The organism is Halovenus carboxidivorans (genome assembly GCF_009831575.1).
Classification (GTDB): domain Archaea; phylum Halobacteriota; class Halobacteria; order Halobacteriales; family Haloarculaceae; genus Halovenus; species Halovenus carboxidivorans.
In genome coordinates this window covers 428,812-453,825 of record NZ_WUUT01000002.1, presented here as the reverse complement: position 1 = coordinate 453,825, position 25,014 = coordinate 428,812, and the positions used below count along the sequence as shown (strand labels likewise).

Genomic DNA, 25,014 nt, shown 5'->3' with positions numbered 1-25,014 from the left:
CTCCACGCCGACGAACTGGCCGCTCAGTCGTCCTGCAATCGGTCCTGCCACTCCTGTACCGTCGCGAGCAGTTCGACGGGTGGCGTCTCGTTGACGTCCAACTCCGAGATGGCGTCCAGGACGGCCCGCTGGTCGTCGGACAGCCCTGACGCTCCTGCTCGCGATCCGTCGGCGGATCTCGGCGGTTCCGTTCCTGCTGTGGCGAACTCCCCGCTTCCGAGGTCGAAGACGGCCTGTACCGGCTCTCCGCCGCCGCCGCGAGCCTCGATGGCTTTCTCCTCGCGCAGTCGTTCGAGGACTTCCCGCGACCGCTCGACGACCGGTTCGGGAACGCCCGCAAGATCCGCGACGTGAATCCCGTAGCTCCGGTCGGTCGGCCCCTCCCGAATCGTCCGCAGAAACGTCACGTCTCCGCTCGATTCGTCGACTGCGACGTGGACGTTTCCGACCCGCTCCAGATGGTCGCCCAGCGAGGTGAGTTCGTGGTAGTGCGTGGCAAATAGCGTCTTCGCCCGGACGGTGTTGTGCAGATACTCCGTGGCCGCCCAGGCGATCGAAATCCCGTCGTAAGTCGCGGTCCCGCGCCCCACTTCGTCCAGGATCACCAGCGAGTCCTCCGTCGCAGAGTGGAGGATGTTCGAGAGTTCCTGCATCTCGACCATGAACGTCGACCGGCCCTGTGCGAGTTCGTCCAGCGCCCCGACGCGGGTGTAAATTCCGTCGACGACGCCGATTTCGGCCGACCGCGCCGGCACGAAACTCCCGATCTGTGCGAGTAGCGTGATCAGCGCGGCCTGGCGCATGTACGTCGACTTGCCGCTCATATTCGGTCCCGTGACGATCAGAAACTGCCGGTCGTCGTCGAGCGCGAGGTCGTTCGGGACGAACTCGGTCGTCTGCTCGACGACCGGATGCCGGCCCGCTTCGATCCGGAGCGGGCCGCTCGGCCGCAGCGTCGGTCGCGACCAGTCGTTTCGGACCGCGTGGGTCGCGAGGCTGGCTAACACGTCGGTTTCGGCGAGCACCCGCCCGACCGACTGTAGCAGTTCCGCGTGCGCCGAGACGGTCTCGCGGATCTCCTCGAACAGTTCGCGTTCGAGTTCGTGGCGGGACTCCTCGAGGCGGAGAATCTCCCGTTCGCGCTCGTCGAGTTCGGGAATCGTGTACCGCTCCGAGTTTTTCAGCGACTTGATCCGCTCGTACTCCTCGGGCACCGCGTCGGTCTCGCTGTTGCCGACCTGGATGTAGTAGCCGTCGGTCTTGTTGCGGTCGACGGTCAGGTGGGTGATGCCGTGTCTGCGCTTTTCGCGCTCGTCGAGCGTCTCGATCCACCGCAGCGCCTCCTCGTGGCTCTCGATGATCTCGTCGAGTTCGTCGTCGTACCCTCGCGCGATGATTCCCCCCTCAGTGATCGTCCCGGGCGGGTCATCGACGAGCGCAGCATCCAACTCCGCCCGGAGCGATTCGACGCGTTCGCGGTCGGGACGGGAGAGTACGTCCGGCAGCGCCGACCCTCCGAGCGTCTCGTTCGTTTCGACGAGGTCGAGCAACTCCGGCAACAACCCGAGTGTTTCGATACCGGCTCTGACGTCTCGCGCGTCCGCGCTGCCGGATGCCGCCCGCGAGGCCAGCCGTTCGAGATCGCCCGTGCCCGAGAGGAGATCCTGGATCCGCTCGCGCTCGATAGCCGCCTCAGCGAGCGCCTGCACCGCCGACTGTCGGCGCTGTAGCTCGTCGATCGACTGTCGCGGCTGTGTGAGCCACTCCGACAACAGCCGTCGGCCGGCGCTGGTCGCGGTGTGATCGATCGTATCGAGCAAGCTCCCGGAGCGGTCGCCCTGCATCGTCTCGGTCAGTTCGAGATTCCGCTGTGTCGTCCCGTCCAGTGCGACGTGATCGCCGGAACTGCGGGTCTGCAGGCGCGTCATCGAACTCAAGACGCCGACGCCCGTCTCCTCGACGTAGGAGAGAATCGCTCCGGCGGCCTGTACGGTGGCCTCGGTCTCGATGCCGACGCTCCCGACGGTCTCCTCGCCGAACTGCTGGCGGAGGCGACGGCGGGCGCGCCCGGGCGCGAACGACTCCGCCGTGTGGAGGGTAAAGGTCGCGTCCGTCCGGTTTCTGAGCCGTTCGAGCAGCGCGTCTTCCGCCCGTAGCTCCGGCCCCGGCAACACTTCGACGGGATCGAACCGGTACAGCTCCGCTAACAACCGATCCTCGGCGTCCTCGCCCGCCGCCGAGGAGACGTGAAACCGGCCCGTCGTCACGTCGGCGAAGGCGAGTCCGTAGCCGTCCTCAGCGGCGACGACTGCCCCGAGATACTGCGAGTCGGCGTCGGTCCGTTCGAGCAGTGTCCCGGGAGTGACCACTCGCGTGATCTCTCGGGCGTGGCCGTCGCCGGTCTCGTGTTGGTCAGCCACCGCCACCCGGTAGCCACGCTCGACCAGCGCGGTCAGATACGGCGTGAGATCCTCGACCGGCACGCCGGCCATCGGATACGAGGAGCCGTGGGAGGACTTCTGGGAGACCTTCAGGTCGAGTTCCTCGGCGACGAGTTCGGCGTCGTCGTCGAAGAACTCGTAGAAGTCTCCGACCTGCATCGCCAGAATATCCGCGTCCGTGTCGGCTTTGAGATCGAAAAACTCGCCGACGATTCCTGTCATACCAACCCCTGCGTGCGTCTGCGATTAAAACATCACGGGTCCCGCGCGAGGCGGCGGCCTCCACTGGGGACCGTCGATTTACGACCGCTATCCGACGACTCTCTGACTGTCAGTGACTCGGAGACCGTTTTCGACACCTCCGAACCCGGCTACAGAGATCAGACGCGGTGCTGGTCGAGTACTCGAAGGGGAAAGGTAGGAGCATGGAGCGTGTGACAGTGCCCAAGCTCCATCTATCTCTATGTAACCGACAAATAAAATACCCCGCCAACCGCGGTGAAAGTGAAACTGAAACGCTGCGGGTCTCGTTGTCATGTTTTCTCGCGTCCATCGGCTGATTTTATCCCCGTCCGCCCGCTCACTCGTGTTCTCGTGCCCGTAGCTTTCGACGCTGTATCTTCCCCGTCGTCGTTGTCGGTAACTCGTCGACGAATTCGATTTCCCGCGGGTACTCGTACTCCGCGAGTCGCTCGCGCACGAGATGTCGGATCTCCTCGCGGAGAGACTCACCTTCACTGGCACCGTCGACGGGCTTGAGGAACGCCTTGATGATCTCCCCCCGTGTCTCGTGATCGACGCCGATGACTCCTGCCTGTTCGATCTCGGGATGTTCGAGGATAGCGCTCTCGACCTCACCCGGACCGACGCGATACCCGGAGGTAATAATCACGTCGTCGTCACGAGCCTTGAACCAGTAGTAGCCGTCCTCGTCGCGGTAGCCCAGATCCTCCGTCAGATGCCACTCCGTTCCGTCCGGACCAGTCACTGAGGCCGCCGCCGTCTTCTCCGGTTCGTTCCAGTACTCCTGGAACACCACCGGGTCCCCGTCGCGTGCCACCGCGATCATTCCGACCGCACCGTCCGGGACTCTCTCGCCGGTCTCCTGGTCGACGACCGCGACTTCGTGGCCCGGGACCGGCTTGCCCATGCTTCCGGCCTGCGCCGGGAACCACTCCCGGCAGTTGGCGACCAACAGATTCGCCTCTGTCTGGCCGTAGAGTTCGTTCACCGCGACACCGTCCAGTTGTTCCTCGGCCCAGTCGAGAATCTCCGGCGTCAGCGGTTCCCCGCCCGAACAGATCGCGTCGAGCGAGAGGTCGTAGCGTTCAGTGGGATCGTCGACTGTCATCATCATCCGAATCGCGGTCGGCGGGAGAAACGTATCGGTCACGTCGAACTCCTCGCACAGCTCGAACGCGGTCTCGGCGTCGAACCCCTCCATCGGATAGCTGACGACCGGCTGGCCGTAGTGCCAGGCGGGGAAGACCACGTCCCCGAGCGCTCCGATCCACGCCCAGTCAGCGGGTGTCCAGTAGACCGACTCGAAGACCGAATGCTCGAAGTACATGGAAAAAGCCGGACAGTGGCCGGCCCAGAGCCCGTGCCCGTGGAGCACCCCCTTCGGCGGGCCGGTCGATCCGCTCGTGTAGATGATGATCGCCGGTGTCTCCGCCTCGGTATCGGCAATCTCGAAGGAGGCTTCGTGGCCGGCACAGACCCCCTCGAACCGCTCGACCCCTTCCTCCGGATTCTCCTCATCGACAGCGATGACCTGCGTCAGGTCGGGACACTCCTCGCGCACCTCCCGGACGGCTCCGAGGACCGACTCATCCGCCACGACGACGTTCGCTTCGCTATCCCGAAGCCGATACTGCAGGGCGTCGGGACCGAACAACACCGACAGCGGGAGCGAAATCGCTCCCAACTTCCAACACGCCAGATGAGCAATCGGGTTTGCGGGCTTTTGTGGCACGATGATCCCGACACGATCACCGCGTGACACCCCCCGCTCGGTGAGTGCGTTCGCGAACTGGTTCGACAACCGATCCAACTCCGCGAAACTGTACGTTTCTCGCCGGCCGTCGGGATATGCCTGTTTCAGTGCTGGCTGCTCCGGATCCTCGTGTTTCCGAAGCATATCCCAGGCGATGTTATATCCCTCGGGGAGATCCCACTGAAAGGACTCCCTGGCCTGTTCGTACCCCCCATCGTCGAGGCTGATGTGCCATGTCACACCACACAGTTTGGCCTCCTCTGGTATAGAACACTACCCTGGGGAGGATGTACCCTGCTCTGCTGTGTTGTGGTGCGGCCGTCCCGTCGTCGGTGTGCTGGACGGTGTTCTGATACGATTATCAACTCGTCACGAGCGATGCGGAACGCCTTTTTATGGACCGTGGAACCACAGACTTGTGCGGATCTGAACCACGAGGACTCACATTCGCTTGTTCTGGGCTCAAACCGCTGTCGGCCCAGTAGCCACTCACGATGTTCGTGGCAACATGGGCCCGGGCGGATTTGAACTGTGGTCACGTCTCTCGCTCCGCTCGTTCGTGACTGAGTTCGAATCCGCGTGGTCCATTCACCGCTCACTGTCGTTCGCGGAGAAGTGGGCCCGGGCGGATTTGAACCACGAGGACTCGCCTCGGCTCGTCCTCTGGGCTCAAATCGCCGTCGGGCCATGCACTGCTCGTCACGTTCGTTCCTCACAGGCATGGGCCCGGGCGGATTTGAACCACGAGGACTCGCCTCGGCTCGTCCTCTGGGCTCAAATCGCCGTCGGGCCATGCACTGCTCGTCACGTTCGTTCCTCACAGGCATGGGCCCGGGCGGATTTGAACCACCGCATACCCGGTAACCCAGATACCAAGCCGACCTTGCTATCGTATGAGCCGGGGGCTCTTACCAGACTGAGCTACGGGCCCGCATCCCTCCGTACCCTACCGCCTCAGTTAATTCTATCGTCTTCCCATGGCAGAGACTCACTCGGAAGCCTTTTTTCCGAAACGACCCAATCAGGTGGTAACAATGGGAATCGGCGGCTCAGATATGTACCGACAGCAGATCCTCGATCACTACAAAAATCCCCGTAATTACGGTGAGATCGAGGAGCCTACTTTCACTCACGTCGGCGAGAATCCAATGTGTGGCGACACCATCGAGATGGATGTCGTCCTCGACGACGACGAATCGACAATCGAAGGCGTCGCGTTCCGCGGCGACGGCTGTGCCATCTCACAGGCCGCGGCGTCGATGCTCTCCGAGGAGCTTCAGGGCATGGAGACGGATGTCCTCGAAGAGATGGACCGCGACGACATCATCGACATGCTCGGGGTCGACATCTCTCCGATGCGCGTCAAATGTGCGGTCCTCGCAGAGAAGGTCGCACAGGACGGCCTCGAAATCTACCTCGGCGAGAAAGACCTCGACATGACGACTACCGAAGAAGACGACTAGAAATTCGTCCGAGAGCGACAGGATCCCGCCAGCACCCTGCCGCGTACCTCCTTCTGTCGCCGCTTTTGGAACACAGAACCGCCACGGGTAGATGTCTCCCGGACGTGACGCCTGACCGGCCGACGGAGTGTGCAGTGCTCACTCCGACAGCGTCGCCTCGGTGTCGATCCCGTAGACTCGCGCCGGGGTCTCGACGTGCGCCCGGTGGACAGCCTCCTCGTAGCCGTTTTCGAGCAGCCACCGGACCCGCTTGGGGACGGTCTTCGGGCCGAGGACGGCACCGGGTCGCTCGGGATCGTCCAGAAAGTCCGTCTCCATCAGGAAGGAATCGCCGTGTTCTGCCCCCGCTTCGAGGGCGTCTTTGTTCGAGATGATGCTCGGAATCGGGCCGTCGACGTACCCGCCGGAGTAGTGTTTGACCACCTGTTCGCGGGGCAGTCCGCGGTCCTCCGCCCACTCCGCGATCTCCCGGAAGTCCTCGCCGCCCTCCGTGTGTAACTGGACGGCACAGCCGACCTCCGCGCCCAACTCGAAGGCGTGTTTCATCACGTCGTTGGAGGCGTCCCACACCGCCTCGCTCACGTCGTAGTGCGGTCGACCGGACTTGATCGCCAGCGCCGGCCCGTCGGCGACGAACTCCGCCGCGATGTCCAGCCCCGACTGCATGAACTCGCGGGCTTCGTCCGGCGTGTAGCCGTCCTCGACCAGCCGCGAGATCAGCCCCGGGTGGACGCCGAGCACGGGCCACGCCCGGCCGGGAAGCCGTTCCGAGGCCTCGGCGGTTACCTCACAGGTGATCTCGAATGTCTCTCGGAAGGCGTCGGTGTCCTCCACGTCGTCGACCAGATACCACGACGGTTTGTTGAGCACGAGCAGGTGAGTTCCGCCGGCGTTCGCGAAGTCCTCGGCGTGGTCGGCACCGTCGCCGTTGACGGGATCGAGATGCAGGTGGTTGTCCAGAATCGGGGTGTCGAGGTCGGTGTTCATACCCGCTGGTCGGTGGCGACACTCAAAAAGCCGTTCGGATCAGAGGGTGAGCGACCGGTGTGCGGTGTTCTGCAACGCGTCCGAGCGGCCGTACTCTCCCGGCGCGACGGCGACGGTCCGGGCACCCTCTCGCGCGGCGCGTTCGAGCACGGGCTTGAAGTCCGTATCTCGAGAGACGACGACGAGCACGTCGATTGTCCCGTCGACGACGGCCGCGGTGCCGTCGACCGCGAGGCGCACGTCGACGTCGCCGCTGGTCGTGATCACGTCGTACCCCCGGGCTTCGCCAGCCTGGATGAGCGACGGCGTCGCGTGTTCGTCGAGGTACAGCCGCGCCGTGGCGACTGTCCCCTCCTCGGCCGCCACCGCCCGGAGGTCGTCGAGATCGACATCGAACTCGTCGCGGAGGACGTTCGGCCCGTCGACGAACAGGCCGACCCGTGTCGAGCCCTCCGAAAATCGCCCGAACAGATCCATACGTCCGGCATCGCCCCGCGCCAATAAAGGCGCACTGATCAGCGGGCGGCCGGGCCGAGTGACCGCCTGCGACGGGCGTCTTCACCGAGCAATCGCTCGATGCGCTCCTCCAGCGGCGGATGCGTCGAGAGCAACCGGTGCGGCCGCCGCCGGTCGTCGTGCGTGTACAGAAGCGACTGGAGCCCTCGATGTGACTCCGTCGCCCGGTGAATCTTCGAGAGCGCCCGAGCAAGGGCGTCGGGTTTGCCGGTCACGTCCGCCGCTCGTCGGTCCGCGCGGTACTCCTGACGGCGAGAGTGAGCGAGAAACAACAGTGTGAAGACACTCAACAGGCCTGCGAGGACGATTCCGATCCCGTACTGGAAGAGGTCGGCCAGACCGACGCCGCGCTGGCGCGGTTCGCCGGCGATCCAACTCGCGGCCCGGTCGATCCCGAGCAATACGAGCAGGATCGGGAGCAACAAGAGATAGACGATCCCGGCGAGCAGCCGCGTGAGCGTGACCGCGAAGGTGTTGATGAAGGTGTCGTACTGCTCCATGTGTGCCAGTTCGTGAGCGAGAATTCCCTCGAGTTCGTCCGGTGAGAGCAGCCTGAGCAGCCGCCGGTCGATGACGATAGCGCCGCGGCGCGGCCCGCCGACCGAGAGCGCGTTCGGCGAGTCCAGGCTGGCGAGCAGGAGCGGCGGCTGGGTGACGGACATCTCTGCACACAGGCGGTCGAACCGCCGGTAGACGCTCGGAGCGCGGTGTCGAGGAAGCTCTCTGGCGTTCAGCGAGGCGGCGAGTCGGACCACCCCGCGGCGATAGCCCAGATACGCGCCGAACAGCGCCACGATGGCGAACACGAGGACGATGGTCAGGGGGTTCGGCGGATTCGCGGCCACCCACTCGATGACAGCGAACCCCAGCAGCGCGACTCCCGTGTAGACGATCAGCGTGGCGACGCCGACCAATACCATCAGCGTGCGCGCGAAGGGATCTCGCATCTGGAGGGTCACTGGATAGTTCGGTCAGGATCCACAAAAGCCTCGTGTCCGCACTCACTCGGGCCGAGCCACCGGTGAGCCGATCACGAGCGGAGGTGTCGGGCGATGATCTCCTTCTGGATCTCCGTCGTCCCCTCGTAAATCGTCGTCACCTTCGCGTCGCGGTAGTATCGCTCCACGTCGTACTCCTTGGTGAAGCCGTAGCCGCCGTGGATCTGGATGGCGTCGCTGGCGACCGATTCGGCGGTCTCGCTGGCGAAGTACTTCGCCATCGACGCGGCCATCGGATCGACCGCCTCGCCGTCGTTTTTCCGCGCGGCGTCTCGCGAGAGCAGGCGTGCGGCCTGGACCCGAGTCTGCATCTCCGCCAGAGAGTGTGCGACGGCCTGGTGGTCGATGATCGGCTGGCCGAACTGCTCGCGTTGCTCGGCGTACGCCAGCGCGTCGTCAAGCGCGGCCTGTGCGAGACCGACCGCTTGGCTCGCAATCGCGATTCGTCCGCCGGTGAGCGTCGACAGCGCCGCCTTCAACCCCTCTCCGACCTCCGTGAGCCGGTTCTCCGCGGGAATCCGTGCGTCGTCGAAGTTCAGCGTCGTCGTGTCGCTGGCTCGCAGGCCGAGTTTGTCCTCCTTCTTGCCGACCTCGACACCCGGAGTGTCCTTGGGGACGAGAAACTGCGTGATCGAGTCCGGGTCTTCGCGGTCGGTCTTCGCGAACAGGATCACCACGCCCGAGCGCTCGCCGTTGGTGATCCACTGCTTCGTTCCGTTGATGACGTACTCGTCGCCGTCCGGACGCGCTTCGGTGGTCATCTCAGCGGGGTTCGAGCCGGCCTGTGGCTCCGACAGCGCGAAGGCACCGACCGGGCGGCCGTCGTTCATCGCCGGCAACCACTCCTCACGGTGGCGCTCCGAACCGAACGTCCGGATACAGGAGGTCGCGAGACAGTGCACCGACAGCGCCGTCGCCAGCGAGAGATCCCCCCGTGCGAGTTCCTCGTTGATGAGGCTGTAGGTGACCTGATCCGCGTCGAACCCCCCGTACTCCTCCGGAATCGTCAGCCCCGTGAAGCCGAGTTCGGCGAGGTCGTCCCACAACTGTTCCTGAAACTCCTGGTGTTCGTCCGCCGAGGCCGCTCGCGGCCGTACCTCCTCCTCGACGAACTCTCGTACGGTCTCTTTGATCAGATCCCGCTCCGATGACGCCTCCATACCGCCGAGTAGGGACGACAGCTAAAAATGGCTGGCGACGAACCGACAGGCGTTTGACCCCGCTTGCCACAACCACGGGTATGTGGCAGGTCATGGGGGCGTACGATAGCTACGAGCAGGCCCGACAGGCGTTCGAGTGGGAGCTTCCGGACTCGTACAATCCCGCCCGGGACCTCTGCCGGAAACACGATCCCGACTCGGTCGCGCTCCGGTACGATCCCGACGGGAGCGACGAGACGAGCGACCATCTCACCTTCGGCGAGATCGACCGGCGGTCGGATCGACTGGCGTCCGGACTCGCCGCTCTCGGCGTCGACCCCGGCGACCGCGTCGGCGTCGTCGTTCCACAGCGGCCCGCCAACCCGATCACGCACCTCGCGAACTGGAAACTCGGGGCCGTCTCGGTTCCGCTGACGGTGCTGTTCGGTCCCGACGCCCTGCGGTATCGCCTCGAAGACAGCGAGGCAGTCGCCGTCGTGATCGATCCGAGCGTCCGGGAGGACATCGAGGCCATCCGTGAGGACTGCCCGGACCTAAAGCAGGTGATCGAACTCGGTGACTCGGATTCCGTCGACGGTGACGCGATCGCGTTCGAGACGGTCCTCGACCGCGGTGAGAGCGGCATCGATATCTACGACGCGACGCCGGAGACCGAGAGCGCGATCATGTACACCAGCGGGAGCACGGGCCCGCCGAAAGGGGTCGTCCACAGCCACGCGCTGTGGCTGGGTCGGGCGGCCGCGGCGTTCAACTACTTCGACCGCGGGCTCGACGACGCGACGCTGTTCACGCCGGCAGACTGGGCTTGGGGCGCGGCGCTCGGCGGCACGCTCTTTGCGGCGTGGCACCACGGCTGTACGGTCGTCGGCTGGCCGCGCGAGTCCTTCGAGCCGACGGACGTGTTCGCCTGCCTGGAGCGTCACGACGTGACCCACACCTTCATGCCGCCGACCGCGCTCCGGATGCTCCAGTCCGTCGACGACCCGGCCGGACGGTACGACCTCTCGCTCGAAGTAATCGCCTCCGCCGGAGAGCCGATGACGGCGGACATCTTGGAGTGGGGCGAAGCGGCCCTGCCCGACGTGTCGATCAACGAGTTCTACGGCCAGACGGAACTGAACCTCTGTGTCGCGAACTCGGGGGAGTGGTTCGAGCCACGGCCGGAGAGCATGGGGAAGCCCCTGCCGGGCTACGAGATTCGGGTCCTCGACCCGGAGACCCGCGAGCCAGTCGAGACGGGCGAGGTCGGCGAACTCGCGGTCAAGCCCGACGACAGGCGGGTCTTCTTCGACGAGTATCTCGGCCTCCCGGAGAAGACGGCCGCCAAGCAGACCGACGACGGATGGTTTCTGACCGACGATCTGGTCGAGCGCGACGAGGACGGCTATCTCTGGTTCGTCTCCCGGGCCGACGACGTGATCCTGACCAAAGGCTACCGCGTCGGGCCAACGGAGGTCGAATCGGCGGTGCTCGATCACCCGTCGGTGGAACAGGTCGGCGTGGTCGGCGTCCCCGACGAGACGACCGGCGAGGCGATCAAGGCGGTCGTCCAACCCGCCGGGGAGCCGGACGACCCCGACCGACTGCGCGAGGAGATCCGCGACCTCGTTCGCGAGAACCTGGCCGCCTACGAGTACCCGGATCACATCGAGTTCGCCGACGAACTCCCGACGACATCGACCGGGAAGATCCGCCGGAAGTCCCTCCGGGAGTCCAACGCCGAGCGCTGATCGACCGGCGCGCCACACTTAGAGGCCCCCCGACTCCGGGGTCGACAACTTACGCTCGTCGCTCCCGGAGTTTCGTGTGTGCCGATGAGTGTCGCCCAGAACCTCACCTTCGTCTTCGTCGCGGGGCTGATCACAGCGCTAGCGACCGGCGTCGGCGTGCTCCCGTTTTTCCTCTTCGACGAGATCAGCGACCGGCTGAACGTCGTCCTCTGGGGACTTGCCTCGGGCATCATGACCTCGGCGTCGCTGTTCGGACTCGTCGAGGAGGGCCTCGCTGAGGGAACGCCGGCAGAGATTGTCGCAGGAATGGGCGTGGGCGTCCTCCTCGTCGTCGTCGCCCACGAGATACTCGTCGACGCGGATGTCGACCCCCGGGAGTACGAGGAGGCCGATTTCAAGAAACTGCTACTCATCCTCGGCATCCTCACCGTCCACAGTTTCCCGGAGGGGGTCGCTGTCGGCGTGTCGTTTGCGGATCTGGGCCTAGAGGGCGGTCTCGAACTGGCCGGGTTCACCGTTCCCGTCCTGGCCGTCTTCATGACGGTCGCGATTTCGATCCACAACGTCCCCGAGGGGACGGCCATCTCGATCCCGCTTCGGTCGATGGGCGTCTCGGAGCCGCGGATGGTCTGGTGGGCGGTGTTTTCGAGCCTCCCCCAGCCGATCGGTGCCGTCGTCGCCTTCGCGTTCGTCCGGTACGCTCGGGAGGCCCTCCCGTTCGGCTTCGGCTTCGCCGCCGGTGCGATGATCTATCTCGTCCTCACGGAGTTCGTCCCGGAGGCGCTCGATCTCGGCGCAGACCTCCCCTCGGGCGGCAAACCCGAACTCGTCGGCGGAATCGCTGTCGGCGTCGCGGTGATGGTCCCGCTCGCCGTCGTCTGAGAACTGCGTCGAAACGTTTACTACCGGCCATCGTCGATATGTCGGTATGTCAAGTTCAGACGGCGGGCTGATGTCCAGTGCCGGCCTCGTCCGGTATTTCGATTCCGAGGAGGATCGGGGCGTGCGCGTCGATCCGAAGACGGTCGTGGCGTTTAGCTCTCTCCTGGGGATTTTCATCCTGATGCTGAACGCCTTCGCCTGATCCGAGTCGGAGCCTCTTTGCCTCTCCCGCCCGCATCTGCGGGCAATGACTGTCCGGGTTCGCGGCATCTACTCGACTGCACTGACCGAGCGTTTCGAGGAGATTGTCCAGCCCTCGAAACCCATCGAGGAGCGATTCGACCGGGAGTTTTCGATGGGGCCGGCGACGGTCGCTATCGAGACGACCGAGGACCGACAGGGCGTGGGTGTCCACGGCGCCCCGGGCGACGTCGGGGCTGTCGTCTCCGCCCTCCGTGATCTCGCGCTTGACACCTTCGTCTGGCGGGGTGCGCTCCCAAGAAACGGCATCTTCGCGGGTGAAGTCGTCGATACCCTCGGGAGCGGCGCTCTCGTCCGGTGTCTCCCGGAAGACACGGGTCCGGAGTCGATACTCGACGACCCGGCGCCCGTCGGCGGGGAGACGACCGGGTTTCTGCCGTACTCCAACGCCGACGAGCGAATCGAAGACGGCGACCGACTCCAGGTGCAGGTCATCGAGACGCGTGCCCCGTGGAGCGACGGCCGACCGGTACTCGACACCTCGCTTCGCGTCGCCGGTGGGCTGGCGACGCTGCGACGCGGCGGCCAACACGGCCGCGGACCGGAACTGGCGGATCTGCTCCCCGAGGAGCCACCCGAGGGCTGGGCCGCCGACTGGGCACCGCTGTCCGACCAGGCCGACTTGGACGAACTCGGGGCCGTCGTCGAGCACCTGAGCGGACACGCGGCGACAATCGACGAGCAACTGGCCGACGCCCCCGAGGCGACCGACCACGCTCCGGGAGCGTACGTGCGCCCGGAGGCGACGTACTGGGTGTGGTTCGGCCGCGAGAGTCGGTTCGCGCTCGACGAGTGGCGCCGGAACGTGACGACGACGATGGCCGGTCACCACCGCATCAAGGCCGGAACGGAGACGGCGAGTACGGCCGTGGACTTCGCGGAGGGCATCTGTGACGAGCCCGGGACCGGTCCCGAGGCGTTCCCCTTCGAGGTCGTTGCCGAGCAGTTCGGTCCCCGGGATGGCGACCGGATCGACATCGGCCACGGCAAACCCGACGGGCGACTGATCGAACTCGGCCCGGGCGAGGTGACCGATCGGACGAGCGACGGTCAGGTGACTGTCCGCCGGGAGATTTCCTCGCGCGGGAGCTACGACGCTCTCGGCACCGAGCGAGAGCCGGGTGACATCGCGGTGACGAAGTTCCAGGAGGACCGCTGGTGGTACCCGACCGTCTACCGCGGCGAGGACGGCACCTCGAAGGGAACCTACGTCAACGTCTGTACCCCGGTGGAGATCTTCCCGAACACCGTCCGGTACATCGACCTCCACGTCGACGTGATCAAGACCCCCGACGGGACGACCGAAATCGTCGACGACGACGAACTGACGGCGGCCGTCGAGGCCGGTCAGGTAGACGAGCAGGTAGCCGAAAAAGCACGGACTGTCGCTTCTGCGGTCGAAAACGCGTTCTGAGCTACCGTTCGATGAGCCGGTGGAGCAGTCCGCCGGGTAATCCGGAGCGGATGAGTCGGTCGTAGACGACCGGCGGGAGAATCGAGCGCAGTCGCGGCAGCCAGTTCGCCCGCGCGCTCACCCGATACCGTGCTCGCGGACTCTCGTCGGTCGCCGCAGCCACGATGGCGTCGACCACGGCGTCCGGATCGGTCGCGTCCGGCGCGTACGACTCGAATGCGCGGTACTGATCGCCGTACGCGGTGTCGTCGATCCGGTCGAGTACCTCGGTCGCGCGCTCGTTGAACCCGGTGCGGACGGGACCCGGTTCGATCAGCGACACGTCGACGCCGTGTGGACGGAGTTCCTGCCGGAGTGAGTCGGCGTAGCCGTCGAGTCCGGCCTTCGACGCGGAGTACGCGCCGTGATACGGCAGCGGAACGCTCCCGACCATCGATCCGACGATCACGATCCGGCCCTCCCGCCGCCGGAGTCCCGGCATCAGCGCGTGCAGCGGCGTGTGAACGGCCAGCAGATTCGCCTCCAGATGCTCTCGCAGGGAGTCGGGCGGACAGTCTTCGAGCGCGCCGAGTTCGTACCAGCCGACGGCCGAGAGAACGGCGTCGGGGTCGACGGCAGACAGCGAGCGTTCGACGGCGGTCTCGTCGCGGAGGTCGACCGCTCGACAGTCGATCCCATCGGGGAGTTCCGCGAGGCCGTCCTCTTCGCGGTCGACAGCGACCACGTCGTGATCGGCATCGACGAGTCGTCTCGCGGTCCGGCGACCGAGTCCACCTGCGGCACCAGTCAGAACGACGCGCATACAGCCACCTCCGCCCCGCCGGACAAAACCCCTTGGGTCCAGCAAGAAAGTTTATTCCTCCCTGTGTCCAACCAAGGAGAGTAACACAGCCAAACTATGGCAGAGACTGAAGAGAGTGTCTCCGGGTTCAAGTGCCGTGGCAGTTGGGTCGAGACCGTCGAGCACGGCGAACGGATCACGCGGGCACTACAGGAACTCGCCGAGGAGTACGATGTCGACGACGAGGCGCTCGCGGAGTTCGAGGAGTGGCGACCGAAAGCACACGAACGCCTCGACGAGGATGTCAACGAGAAGACGGCCGAGCAGGCAAGCGTCAACGAGGGCAAAGGCGAACAGGAGGGAAAGGATCCCGACGAAGACCTCCAGACGGCGGGCGAGAAACTCGCGGAATCCTACGAGAACCTGGACGAACCCGACGAGGCCGTCGGCAAGTGGGGAGAGAGTATCGATTACGTCGCCCGCGCGGCGGACTCTGCCGGCCGGAAGGCGATGCGCAAAGTCGAGGGGACCGTCTACAAGAACGTGATGACTCAGATGTCCCCGTACTACTTCGACAACGACCTCATCAGTGCCAACCTCCAGCGTGTCGGCCGCGGCGAGGGCGGGGAGTACGTCTTCGAGGTCAACGTCAACGACGACGATCTGAAGATCCGCGTCTCGAACAAACTGGCCGACTTCGACAGCGAAGTCGACCGCTGGCACGTCAATATGGAAAAAGAGACCGAGGCCATCGAGGCCGCCGAGGGCGTCGACGCCCCGGCCGAAGACGATACCAACGACGCGAAGACGAACTGACAGCGCCCGCACGCTGAAGTCAAAAAGGATAACTCAGTCCGTCCCACATCGGGGAGTGTGCTCGCTATCGCAAGTGGCCCGGATCTCCTACGCCTGCTCGTCATTCCCTTTTTCGGCTACGTCGCGTGGCGCGACATCGAGACCCGGCGAGTGCCCAACCGGACGTGGATCCCGCTTGCACTGCTCGCGGTCGTCCTGCTCGTCTGGGAACTGTACGCCGTCACGACCGGCGATGTCGCCGCCTTCCGCCAGCGGCAGTTCTACATTCGGGTGGCGATTTCGCTGGGGTTCATCGTCCCGATCACCTACCTCTTCTGGCTGATCGGCGGGTTCGGCGGTGCCGACGCGAAGGCGTTTTTCATCATCGCCGTCCTCTTTCCCACCTACCCCGAGTACGCCCTCGCCGAACTTGGCGTCGGCGGGGCGCTCGCTTCGCTTCCGGTCGTCGAGACCGCAATCGGGGTGTTTTCGCTGACGATTCTCTCGAACACGGTGCTCGCTGGCGCGGCCTATCCGCTCGTGCTCGCCGGGAAAAACGCCGTCACCGGCTACGTCTCGCCGGGGATGTTCGTCGCGAAACCGATCCGGGCGGAGCAAGCAATCGAGGAGTACGGCACGCTGCTCGAATTCCCGGACCGCCGGCTGATCGACGACCTCTCCCCGAGCGGTCTGCGGTCGTATTTCGACTGGCGGCGACTCGACCTCGACGCGCTGCGAATGTATCTCCAGTGGCGCGACCTGACGCTCGCGGAACTCCGGGAGAACCCGGACCGATACCGGGATCCGGCGACGCTGCCCGACGAGCCGAACCACCCCGGCGACGGGATGATCGAGACCGACGGCGGAGAGCCGACCGATGCCAACGGCTCAGTGCCCGAACCTGCGGAGGATCAGCCCGCCTACGACGACCCGTGGGGCGCGGAGGCGTTTCTCGACGACATCGAGGGTTCGGCGTACGGAACGACGCCGGAAGGACTCCGCGAGGGACTCGATACGCTGAGTTCGGAGGAGGTTGTCTGGCTGTCGCCCGGGATCCCCTTCCTCGTCCCGCTCTTTTTCGGGCTGGTCATCTCGTTCACCTACGGGGACATGCTCTTCGCCGTTCTCGGCGCAATCGGCTTCGCGTGATCTCGGACACCCAAACTCAGTCCGTCCGCACTTCGAGCGCCTGGTCGGTCACGTCCGTGCGGGCGTCAGAAACCAGCACTCGAACGCCCCGCTGATACTCCGTGTCGATGTCGATCTCCCAGCCGTGGACCCGGGCGAAGGTCTTCGCGTTCGGTAGTTTCATCCCCGCTTCCGCCGTCGGGACCGACTCCCCGAAGGCGAGATATCCGTCGACATCTTCGCCGGGGGCCTCACCGTCGCCCGCGACGGCAAAGCCGGTGTCGAGCAGTTCGACTGTCACCGTCTCGGCGCCGTTCAGTCGGTTGAACACGAAGACGTTCACGAGCAACTCGCGGAGCCGACCCGGATCGCAGTCGATGGTGCCGCCGCGCTCGATGACGAGATCCATCTCGCCGGTCTCGGCGTTCCACCACGCGTCCTGGACGGCGGTCTCGAACTCGACGGATTCGAGCCGTTCGACCGTCTGGCCGTACTTGGCGAGGGTGGTGAAGTCGTCGACCCGAGCGGTGAGTCGCTGGTTCGCCTCCAGGGCCTTCTCGACGGACTCGTGCTCGACAGTCCCGTCTCCGGTCCGGTCTTTCGCAATCCCCAGCCGCCACTCGATGATCTGCAACATGTTTCTGAGTTCGTGTGCGAGTGCGCTCGCGAACCCTTCGAGCTGTTCGTTGTGCCGTTTGAGCTCCCGCCGGCGCTGTTCTGCTGTCGTGATATCCGAAAAGAGCAGGACCTCGCCCTGTGAGTCGCCGAGCGTGACGGAACTCGTCGAGGTGAGCAGATACCGCGTCTCCCCGTCGATTTCGTACTCCAGGGTCTGCTCCTCTCGGTCGATCATCTCCGCGACGCGCGGGAGCACCGACTCGAGCGGCTCGCCGGTGGCGTCGACCAATTCCGGGAAGAAATCCCGGGCGGCGGGCGTGTAATCCCGGATATGTCCGTTTTCGTCGAGAAAGATGACCGCATCGTCGTCGTCTCCGGCCGACTGGACCGCCAGAAACCGTCGCTCGTAGACGAACAGCGTCCCGAGCACGAACGCCGCGACGCCGAGCGGCGCGTAGATCACTTCGATGAACCGCTCGCTCAGAAACGCGGCGATATCGAGGCTGACCGGCAGTGCCAGCAGAAGCGTCAGCAGTCCGAGCGGGCGCGTGTTGTAGCCGGAGTTGTGATACAGCTCGAACAGCATGAAGATCCCGATTCCCGCGAGGATGTACGAGAGCCCGGTCACCGTCCAGTGGAAGATGCCGTGCTCGATCGCCAGGTAGTTGAACGGTGTCGTCCGAACCGTCGTCTCGAAGTAGAGCCCGTGGTACGGATTCGTGAGTTTGACGGCGACGACTCCCGCGAACACGCCGGCACCGAGTAGCCTGAGGGTGCGGTCCCTGTGGTAGCTTCGCCCGGTGTACGCGGAGCAGAAGTACAGCCACGCCCAGACGGTCGCGAACCCGAACACGAGTCCGACCGTGTACGCCGGTCCCCTGAACGGGTCCGGAACGACGAAGTAGACGACCTTGAGCAGCGCCCACACGCTGGTCGTGCCGAGCAGACCGACCAGCCCGTGTCGGACATCTCGGGCGTCGACATCCCGTGCCCGAGTAATCGCCAACAAACACGCCAGCCCCGTTATCCCGAACGCACCGACGTAGGCGACTGCGACCGGCTTAATCTGCAGAAGAACGCTGCTCATCACGAGTTGTTCTACTTGGTTAGTTACGGCGCCCGAACTTGAACCTTTTTCCGAACCGGAGGTCTGTCTTGTTATTTGACCGGTCAGTTGACCTGGATTTCGGTCTCGTCGCCGTCTCCGGATAGCTTCGGCAGACGAACGGTCAGAACGCCCCGGTCGTAACTCGCTTCAGTCTCGGATTCGTCGACCGCCGCCGGCAGCGTCACCGACCGACTCCCGCTCTCTCGGGTCCGCTCGCGCACGACGAACCGACCGTCCTCGCTCGTCTCTCCCTCCGGTACCTCGATTCGCAGCGTCCGGTTTTCCTCCAGTTGGACCGAGAGCGCAGACGGGTCCCGCCCCGGCAGGTCGGCCTTGACCAGTATCTCCGAGTCGGCATCGATCACGTCGAGTTCGAACCGTCCGGCCAGCGGTTCGCCGAGCTGTGCGAACTGGTCGAACAGCTCTTCGATCTCGCTGAACGGATCTGGATCTGTCATATCTCCGGATACAATCCGACCCGGTATAAGCGTACTGTGATGTTCCAGACCGACTCTCCCGGACTCCGATTATCCCTGGTAGGGGTGATACTCCATTCCCTTGTGTTTGAGTTCGTTGCGCTTCTCCTCGAGGAAGGAGTAGACCGTTCCGTGGGGCGCTCCTTCGAGTAACATCTCCGCCGCCTCGCGGACGGCCTCGACCTGGCGCGGGCCGCCGATGATACCCAGCGTGGAGCCGTAAATCGCGACGGACGCGCCGGTGAGTTCCTCCATCAGTTCGCGCGTCCGCCCGCTCTCGCCGATCAGCCGGCCCTTCTGCCGGCGGAGGTCGTTCTTGTTTCGTGACGCCGCTTCGATGTCGATCAACTCGAACATCATCATGTCGTCCTCCAACAGGGTGAGCGCGTCCTCCGGCGAGAATCCGCGGCCGATGGCCTTGACGATATCCGGACCCTTCAGTCCCAGCACCGGATCACCGACCTTCTCGATCCGGACGTTGCCCGACTCGGAATCGATGTCCAGTCGGACCTCCGCCTGCTCTTCGATCTCCCGCATCGTCTCCCCACCACGACCGATCAACACGCCGATCCGGTCGTCGGGCACCTTCACATGCTGCATAATATGCCCGAAAGTAGTCGATTGGACTGTTAAAGTCCTTCGGGTACGAGCGGCCTAACGGAAAAATTCTCCAATCGATACCGCGACCGGCTCACGACACGGACAGGCTCGCGTCTCGCTCCGCTCTCGCTCGTCTCGCCGGCTCTCAACGTCTTCGCGGCTCGCGTGTCACTCCGTTCCCGCTCGCCTTGCCGAGGGCCGCTCACTCCGTTCGCGCCCCTCGCTACGGACTCAACCGCTGCCGGTCTCGCGGGAAGAGGACGGCCTCGCGGATGTTGTCCAGCCCGAGCATCGTCATCACGAGCCGTTCCCCGCCCAGTCCCCAGCCGGCGTGAGGCGGCATGCCGTATTTGAACATCTTCGTGTAGTAGTCGAACTGCTCGGGATCGAGCCCCTGCTGCTCGAAGCCTTCGACGAGATGGTCGTAGCGGTGCTCGCGCTGCCCGCCGGAGACCAGCTCCATCGACGGGTGCATCATGTCGAACCCGGTCGACAGCTCGTCGTCGTCCTCGTTGTCCTTGATGTAGAACGGCTTGATCTCGCTGGGCCACTCGGTGATGAAGTAGTGCTGGCCCACGTCGTCGCCGAGCGCACGCTCGCCTTCGGTCGGCAGATCGTCGCCCCAGACGAGCTGTTCGTCGAGTTCGCCGGTGGCATTGATCCGCTCGATCGCCTCCTGGTAGGTGAGCCGCGGGAAGTCCCGCTCCGGGACGGTGAACTCCTCCGCCAGGCCGAGCGCTTCGAGTTCCTCCTGGCAGTTCTCGGCGACGCCCTCGTAGGCGGAGACGACGACCTCCTCACAGGCGTCCATCGCGCCGGACTCGTCGATGAAGGCGGACTCGAAGTCGATCGAGGTCGCCTCGTTGAGGTGACGCGGCGTGTTGTGTTCCTCGGCGCGGAAGATCGGACCGATCTCGAAGACCCGTTCGAGCCCGGAGCCGACCATCAGCTGTTTGAACAGCTGTGGGCTCTGGTTCATGAAGGCCTCCCGACCGAAGTAGGTGATCGGGAACAGCTCCGTGCCGCCCTCCGTCCCCGTGGCGACGATCTTCGGCGTGTTGATCTCCGTACAGCCCAGCGAGCGGAAGGCCTCTCGCACCGAACGGAGGATCTCTGCGCGGATCTCGAAGATGGCCTTCACCTCCTCTTTGCGGAGATCGAGCGTCCGGTTGTCGAGTCGCGTCGGGAGTTCGGCGTCGACCTTGCCGGAGGGATCGAGCGGCAGTTCCGGATCTGCGGCAGAGAGAACCTCTATCTCATCGGGGACGATCTCGACGCCCGTCGGGGCGCGTTCCTCCTCCTCGACGGCACCCGTCACCGTGACGACGCTCTCGCGCTGGACGTCCAGCCCGGTCTCGACGAGGTCGTCGTCCATCTCGTCTTTCTCGAATTTGACCTGAATCTTGCCGGAGCTGTCCCGGACGATCAGGAAAGCGATACCGCCGAGATCTCTGATCTCGTGTACCCACCCGGCGACAGTTACGGTGTCGCCCGGCGTCGCGTCTGCTGCATGGGTGCGCGATTCCATACCCGTACTATCTGGCCGCGTAACTTAAGTCGGTCTCTTTTGTTCGAGAAACGTACGGCTCCCGTCGTCGGGAGCCCTCAACCCGCGAGCTGCTGTCGCCAGTCTTCGAGCTGATCGGTCGTCACGCCCTGCACTCGGTCCGCAATCTCGTCGGGGTCGACCGTCCCGAGGTCGTCGGGGCTCTCGACGCCGACCGCCGCCAGTTTCTCGGCGGTCTTCTCGCCGATTCCGCTGATGTCTTCGAGGTCGTCGATGGCCTGTTCGGCCTGGTACTCCTGGTAGTTGCAGACGGGACAGCCAAGCTCCCAGGGGTCGTCGCCGTCGTGGACGTGTAGCTCCGGCAGTCCGTGTTCGTCACAGTACTCGTCGGTCACCTCGATATCTCCCCGACGGGGCAGCGGCAGCGAGTACTCACAGTCGGGATAACGGGTACAGCCGACCAGCCGCGAGCCGGATCGGAGCTGTTTGATCGCTAGCTCTCCGTCGTGCTCGTCGCCGCATTCGGGACAGGCCCCGATCACGCGGTCCTCGCTCTCGTCGGCTTCGGCGGCCGCACACCGCGGACAGCCGTGGACGAACGTGTCCCGCCCGGCGAGCATCTTGACGTGGTGAGTCTGGTGCTCGTCGCAGGTGTCTTCGAGGACCAGCGGCTCGCCGGTGCTCGGCAGGGGAAGGGTGAACCGACAGTCCGGGAAGCCGTCACAGCCGACGAAGTACGACCCCTGCCGGCTCTGGCGAACGAGCAGGTCGCTCCCACACTCGGGACACGGCCCGAGCCGTCGATCCGCCTTCAGCGACTCCTGGAGGTGTTCGCCGACCTCCTCCCGGGACTCGTGTAGCTCCTCGAAGACGGCTTCGAGCATCTCTCGGGAGGAGTCGGTCACGTCTTCCAGCGTCGCTTCTCCCTCGGCGATGGCGGTCATATCTGCCTCCAGTTCGGCGGTCATCTCCTCGCTGACGACCATCTCGGCGAACTCCTCGGCGGCGTTGACCACCGCCTCCGCCAGCGCGGTCGGTCGCGGCGGGTCGTCCTCTAAGTAGCCGCGGTCGTACAACTTTTCGACAGTGTGATGACGCGTCGACTTTGTTCCGATCCCCATCTCCTCCATCTTCTGGATCAGCCGGGACTGGCCGTACCGCCGCGGCGGCTGTGTCTCCTTCTCGTCGAGGCGCACGTCGGTGACCGAGAGCTGTTCGCCCTCCTCGACATCCGGCACGTGATTCTCGCTGGTGCTGCTGTAGGGGTAGACGGCGTGATATCCCTCTTCGACGAGTCGCTTCCCGTTCGCTTTCAGGCGCACGTCGTCGACGCCCGCGACGACGCGGAGATGCTCCCAGGTCGCGGACTCGGCGACGGTCGCGAAGAACCGGCGGACGATCAGCTCGTAGATCTCCCACTCGTCGTCGCTCAACTCGCTTCGGGCGGGTAACTCCCCGGTGGGGTGGATGGGCGGGTGATCGGTCGTCTCCTCGTCGCCGCGGGTCGGCTCGATCTCCTCGGCGGCGAGCAGTTGCTCGGCGTCCGACCCGAACTCCCGACTCCCCGTGAACGAATCCAATAGCTCGTCGGGGTCGAGATCCTCGGGATAGACGGTGTTGTCGGTCCGCGGGTAGGTGGTGTAGCCGTCGGTGTACAGCTCCTCGGCGATCGACATCGCCCGCTGTGCGGAGTAGCCGAGTGACCCGGCGGCGCTGATGAACGCTGTCGTGTTGAACGGCTCGGGCGGGTTGTCGGTCCGCGTCCGGCGACTGACCGACTCGACCCCGGCGGAGTCCGCCCCTGCGAGAGTCTCGTAGACCTCCTCGGCGTCGCCTTCCGACCAGACTCGTTCCGCCTCGGTGCCGTCGTCGTCCTCGTAGAAGTACTGCGCCTCGAAGCGCTCTCCGTTTTTCGCCAGGTCGGCAAACAGCTCCCAGTAGGTCTCGGGGTCGAACGCCTGAATCTCCCGTTCCCGGTCGACGATCAGTTTCAGCGTGGGCGACTGGACCCGGCCGACGGAGATGAAGTCGTCGCCCAACTGGCGTGCGGAAAGCGAGAGAAAGCGGGTGAGTGCGGCCCCCCAGATGAGATCGATAATCTGTCTGGCTTCCCCCGCGGCCGCGAGATCGAAATCGAGGTCGTCGGGGTTCGCAAACGCCTCCTTGACCTCGTTGTCCGTGATCGACGAGAAGCGAACGCGTTCGATCGGCCCCTCGATGTCGTCCTCGATGAGTTCGTACGCCTCCTTCCCGATGAGTTCGCCCTCGCGGTCGTAGTCAGTCGCGATGACGGCCTCGTCGGCCTTCCGTGCGAGCGCATCCAGCGTCGTGACGATGTTCTTCTGGGTCGGCTCCGTGACGATGTCTGCGTCGATCAACTCCGCCGGCTGGACGTCGCGCCAGTTCTCGTACTCCTCCGGGAAATCCAACCCGACGACGTGTCCCGAGAGGCCGATCACGCGTTTGTCCCCCCACCGGTAGACGTTGACGCCGTTGTGTCGGTCGACCTCCGCGGTCCCGTCGCTCAGTATCTCCGCGATTCGCCGGGCCGCGTTGTCCTTCTCTGTAATGATTAGCTTCACTCCGAGAATCACCCGATTGCTGACGGATAGTACGGCTGGATACAGTCTAAAGCCTTTCGTACCCCCGGACGCCGCTGTCGCGGAATGGGTGGGGGAGGGCACACGGTCCACCCGTCCTACCCCGGGTCCGGTTTTATTCGTCTCGGCGACCTACCCCCGGTATGACGACGTGGGACGAACGGTTCGAGAGCGGAGAGTACCCGACCAACCCCGACCCGTCTCCGATGCTCCGGGCGTACCTTCCGGACCTGCCGGACGGACGGGCGCTGGACGTCGCGACCGGCACCGGCCGAAACGCCGTCTTTCTCGCCACCGAAGGCTACACCGTCGACGCCCTCGATCAGTCCCGGACCGGACTCAGGATCACCCGCGAGAACGCGGCCGACGAGGGCGTCGCCGACCGCATCCAGCCGATCCAGGCCGACATTCCGACCTTCGAGTTCCCGACGGACCGATACGACCTCGTCACGATCAGTTTCTACCGGGCTGTCGACCGGTTTCCCGACATCAAGGAGGCGCTCGCCGACGGCGGGTATCTCTTCGTCGAACACCACCTCCGGTCGACCGATCCGACCCCTTCCGGGCCGAGCACCGACCGCTATCGGTTCGGCGCGAACGAACTCCTGCACGCCTGTCTGGATCTCACCGTGATCCACTACGACGCGACGACGGAGCGACGGCCGGAGGACAAACGCCGGGCGAGCGCTCGCATCCTCGCCCGCAACTCGACCGGGCAGAAACAGCAGTACCCGTCCCGCTGGGACCCCTCGACAGAGTGCTAACGACACTGCGCGACGAACCGTAACCGGCGGTAGTCGGCGGTCCACGTCTCCGTCTCCGGATCGAACATCGACGCCCGAAGCCGGTCTTCGACCGCCTCGATCACCGCCGTCTGCTCCTCGGCCCCGAGCGGGGCGAAGATGCTGTCACCGAACATCTCCAGCCAGTTTGCCAGCCCCGCCGGACCCTCCTCAAGTTCGGTCGGCCGGTCGAACAGCACCGCCCGGGTCACCTCGAACCCGTGGGATTCGACGCGACTGGCGTACTCGCCGAGCGCGGGGAAGTACCACGGGTGGTCGGCTTCGTATCCCCGCGCTCGAACCGCTTCGAGTGCCGCCGCCGCGATCTGTTCGACGTTGCCGTTACCGCCCATCTCGGCGACGAATCGCCCTCCCGTGGCCAGCGCGTCGCGCACGCGCTCAAGTACGGTGTCGTGGTCCGAGTCGGGGATCCAGTGCAGCGCCGCGTTCGAGAAGACGGCGTCGAACTCTCCCTCGGCGTCCAAATCCCGGGCATCGACGGTCCGAAACTCCAGGTCCGGATAGTTCGCTCTGGCCTGCTCGATCATCTCCGGCGCGGCGTCGATACCGACGACCTCCGCGCCGCGGCTGTCGATTTCGGCGCTCAGGTGGCCCGTTCCGCATCCCAGATCGAGGACCCGTTCGCCGGGTTGCGGATCGAGCAGGTCCACTACGTCGCCGCCGTACTCGTAGACGAACTCGTGGCCGCCGTCGTAGTCCTCGGCCTGCCAACTCTGCTCGTCCATTCTCAGTTTCTCTCGACGGGTCTCA

Annotated in this window: 21 protein-coding genes and 1 tRNA gene; 8 read left to right on the top strand and 14 right to left on the bottom strand. The window is 65.0% G+C overall.

Annotated features, from left to right (window positions below):
• Positions 1-23: 23 nt before the first annotated feature.
• The 3 genes from mutS to GRX03_RS07645 form a co-directional block, all read right to left on the bottom strand.
• Entirely contained in the window at positions 24-2,663 is a 2,640-nt protein-coding gene (gene mutS, locus GRX03_RS07655; RefSeq protein WP_159763601.1) for a DNA mismatch repair protein MutS, read from the bottom strand.
• A gap of 358 nt (positions 2,664-3,021) precedes the next feature.
• Positions 3,022-4,677: an acyl-CoA synthetase gene (locus tag GRX03_RS07650; protein WP_368278166.1), complete on the bottom strand. Its 1,656-nt coding sequence runs from the start codon at positions 4,675-4,677 to the stop codon at positions 3,022-3,024.
• Between the two features lie 586 nt (positions 4,678-5,263).
• Positions 5,264-5,368, bottom strand: a tRNA-Ile gene (locus GRX03_RS07645).
• Between the two features lie 103 nt (positions 5,369-5,471).
• Between GRX03_RS07645 and GRX03_RS07640 the strand changes: the two genes are divergently transcribed.
• On the top strand, positions 5,472-5,900 hold the full coding sequence (locus tag GRX03_RS07640; protein WP_159763600.1) for an iron-sulfur cluster assembly scaffold protein: 429 nt from the start codon (positions 5,472-5,474) through the stop codon (positions 5,898-5,900).
• 138 nt (positions 5,901-6,038) lie between these two features.
• On the opposite strand, the gene GRX03_RS07635 is transcribed toward GRX03_RS07640, so the two are convergent.
• The 4 genes from GRX03_RS07635 to GRX03_RS07620 form a co-directional block, all read right to left on the bottom strand.
• On the bottom strand, positions 6,039-6,887 hold the full coding sequence (locus tag GRX03_RS07635) for a TatD family hydrolase (RefSeq protein WP_159763599.1): 849 nt from the start codon (positions 6,885-6,887) through the stop codon (positions 6,039-6,041).
• Positions 6,888-6,926: 39 nt separating this feature from the next.
• Positions 6,927-7,364 (bottom strand): NYN domain-containing protein, encoded by a 438-nt coding sequence (locus GRX03_RS07630; protein WP_159763598.1) that lies wholly within the window; start codon positions 7,362-7,364, stop codon positions 6,927-6,929.
• 38 nt (positions 7,365-7,402) lie between these two features.
• Positions 7,403-8,350, bottom strand: coding sequence for a M48 family metallopeptidase (locus GRX03_RS07625; RefSeq protein WP_201289198.1), 948 nt, complete (start codon positions 8,348-8,350; stop codon positions 7,403-7,405).
• Between the two features lie 83 nt (positions 8,351-8,433).
• Positions 8,434-9,561, bottom strand: coding sequence for an acyl-CoA dehydrogenase family protein (locus GRX03_RS07620; RefSeq protein WP_159763597.1), 1,128 nt, complete (start codon positions 9,559-9,561; stop codon positions 8,434-8,436).
• Between the two features lie 80 nt (positions 9,562-9,641).
• Between GRX03_RS07620 and GRX03_RS07615 the strand changes: the two genes are divergently transcribed.
• From GRX03_RS07615 to GRX03_RS07600, 4 genes are all read left to right on the top strand, one after another.
• The gene (locus tag GRX03_RS07615; protein WP_233739866.1) at positions 9,642-11,291 is read left to right on the top strand and encodes an acyl-CoA synthetase; all 1,650 of its coding nucleotides are present in this window, start codon (positions 9,642-9,644) and stop codon (positions 11,289-11,291) included.
• 84 nt (positions 11,292-11,375) lie between these two features.
• Entirely contained in the window at positions 11,376-12,173 is a 798-nt protein-coding gene (locus tag GRX03_RS07610; protein ID WP_159763596.1) for a ZIP family metal transporter, read from the top strand.
• Between the two features lie 46 nt (positions 12,174-12,219).
• On the top strand, positions 12,220-12,375 hold the full coding sequence (locus GRX03_RS07605; protein WP_159763595.1) for a preprotein translocase subunit Sec61beta: 156 nt from the start codon (positions 12,220-12,222) through the stop codon (positions 12,373-12,375).
• Positions 12,376-12,420: 45 nt separating this feature from the next.
• The gene (locus tag GRX03_RS07600; RefSeq protein ID WP_159763594.1) at positions 12,421-13,848 is read left to right on the top strand and encodes a DUF402 domain-containing protein; all 1,428 of its coding nucleotides are present in this window, start codon (positions 12,421-12,423) and stop codon (positions 13,846-13,848) included.
• Position 13,849: 1 nt separating this feature from the next.
• Here GRX03_RS07600 and GRX03_RS07595 read toward each other — a convergent pair whose 3' ends face one another.
• A complete protein-coding gene (locus GRX03_RS07595; RefSeq protein WP_159763593.1) occupies positions 13,850-14,650 on the bottom strand; it encodes an SDR family NAD(P)-dependent oxidoreductase in 801 nt (266 codons plus the stop codon).
• Positions 14,651-14,746: 96 nt separating this feature from the next.
• On the opposite strand from GRX03_RS07595, the gene GRX03_RS07590 reads away from it, so the two are divergent.
• The gene (locus GRX03_RS07590; protein ID WP_159763592.1) at positions 14,747-15,445 is read left to right on the top strand and encodes a DUF5828 family protein; all 699 of its coding nucleotides are present in this window, start codon (positions 14,747-14,749) and stop codon (positions 15,443-15,445) included.
• A 57-nt stretch (positions 15,446-15,502) separates the two neighbouring features.
• Positions 15,503-16,573 (top strand): A24 family peptidase, encoded by a 1,071-nt coding sequence (locus GRX03_RS07585; RefSeq protein WP_368278164.1) that lies wholly within the window; start codon positions 15,503-15,505, stop codon positions 16,571-16,573.
• Positions 16,574-16,589: 16 nt separating this feature from the next.
• On the opposite strand, the gene GRX03_RS07580 is transcribed toward GRX03_RS07585, so the two are convergent.
• The 5 genes from GRX03_RS07580 to GRX03_RS07560 all read right to left on the bottom strand — a co-directional run bounded on the left by GRX03_RS07580 (position 16,590) and on the right by GRX03_RS07560 (position 23,443).
• Positions 16,590-18,257 carry a histidine kinase N-terminal 7TM domain-containing protein gene (locus GRX03_RS07580; RefSeq protein ID WP_201289197.1) on the bottom strand — a complete coding sequence of 556 codons (1,668 nt, stop codon included), beginning with the start codon at positions 18,255-18,257 and terminating at the stop codon, positions 16,590-16,592.
• Positions 18,258-18,340: 83 nt separating this feature from the next.
• Positions 18,341-18,736 (bottom strand): Hsp20/alpha crystallin family protein, encoded by a 396-nt coding sequence (locus GRX03_RS07575; protein WP_159763591.1) that lies wholly within the window; start codon positions 18,734-18,736, stop codon positions 18,341-18,343.
• A gap of 69 nt (positions 18,737-18,805) precedes the next feature.
• Positions 18,806-19,354: a KH domain-containing protein gene (locus GRX03_RS07570; RefSeq protein ID WP_159763590.1), complete on the bottom strand. Its 549-nt coding sequence runs from the start codon at positions 19,352-19,354 to the stop codon at positions 18,806-18,808.
• A gap of 223 nt (positions 19,355-19,577) precedes the next feature.
• Positions 19,578-20,882: an aspartate--tRNA(Asn) ligase gene (gene aspS / locus GRX03_RS07565; protein WP_159763589.1), complete on the bottom strand. Its 1,305-nt coding sequence runs from the start codon at positions 20,880-20,882 to the stop codon at positions 19,578-19,580.
• A 77-nt stretch (positions 20,883-20,959) separates the two neighbouring features.
• Complete coding sequence (locus GRX03_RS07560) at positions 20,960-23,443, bottom strand: DNA topoisomerase I (RefSeq protein ID WP_368278161.1); 2,484 nt, start codon at positions 23,441-23,443, stop codon at positions 20,960-20,962.
• Between the two features lie 161 nt (positions 23,444-23,604).
• On the opposite strand from GRX03_RS07560, the gene GRX03_RS07555 reads away from it, so the two are divergent.
• Entirely contained in the window at positions 23,605-24,225 is a 621-nt protein-coding gene (locus GRX03_RS07555; RefSeq protein ID WP_159763588.1) for a class I SAM-dependent methyltransferase, read from the top strand.
• On the opposite strand, the gene GRX03_RS07550 is transcribed toward GRX03_RS07555, so the two are convergent.
• Positions 24,222-24,989 carry a class I SAM-dependent methyltransferase gene (locus GRX03_RS07550; RefSeq protein WP_159763587.1) on the bottom strand — a complete coding sequence of 256 codons (768 nt, stop codon included), beginning with the start codon at positions 24,987-24,989 and terminating at the stop codon, positions 24,222-24,224. The genes GRX03_RS07555 and GRX03_RS07550 overlap by 4 nt on opposite strands.
• Between the last annotated feature and the right edge of the window lie 25 nt (positions 24,990-25,014).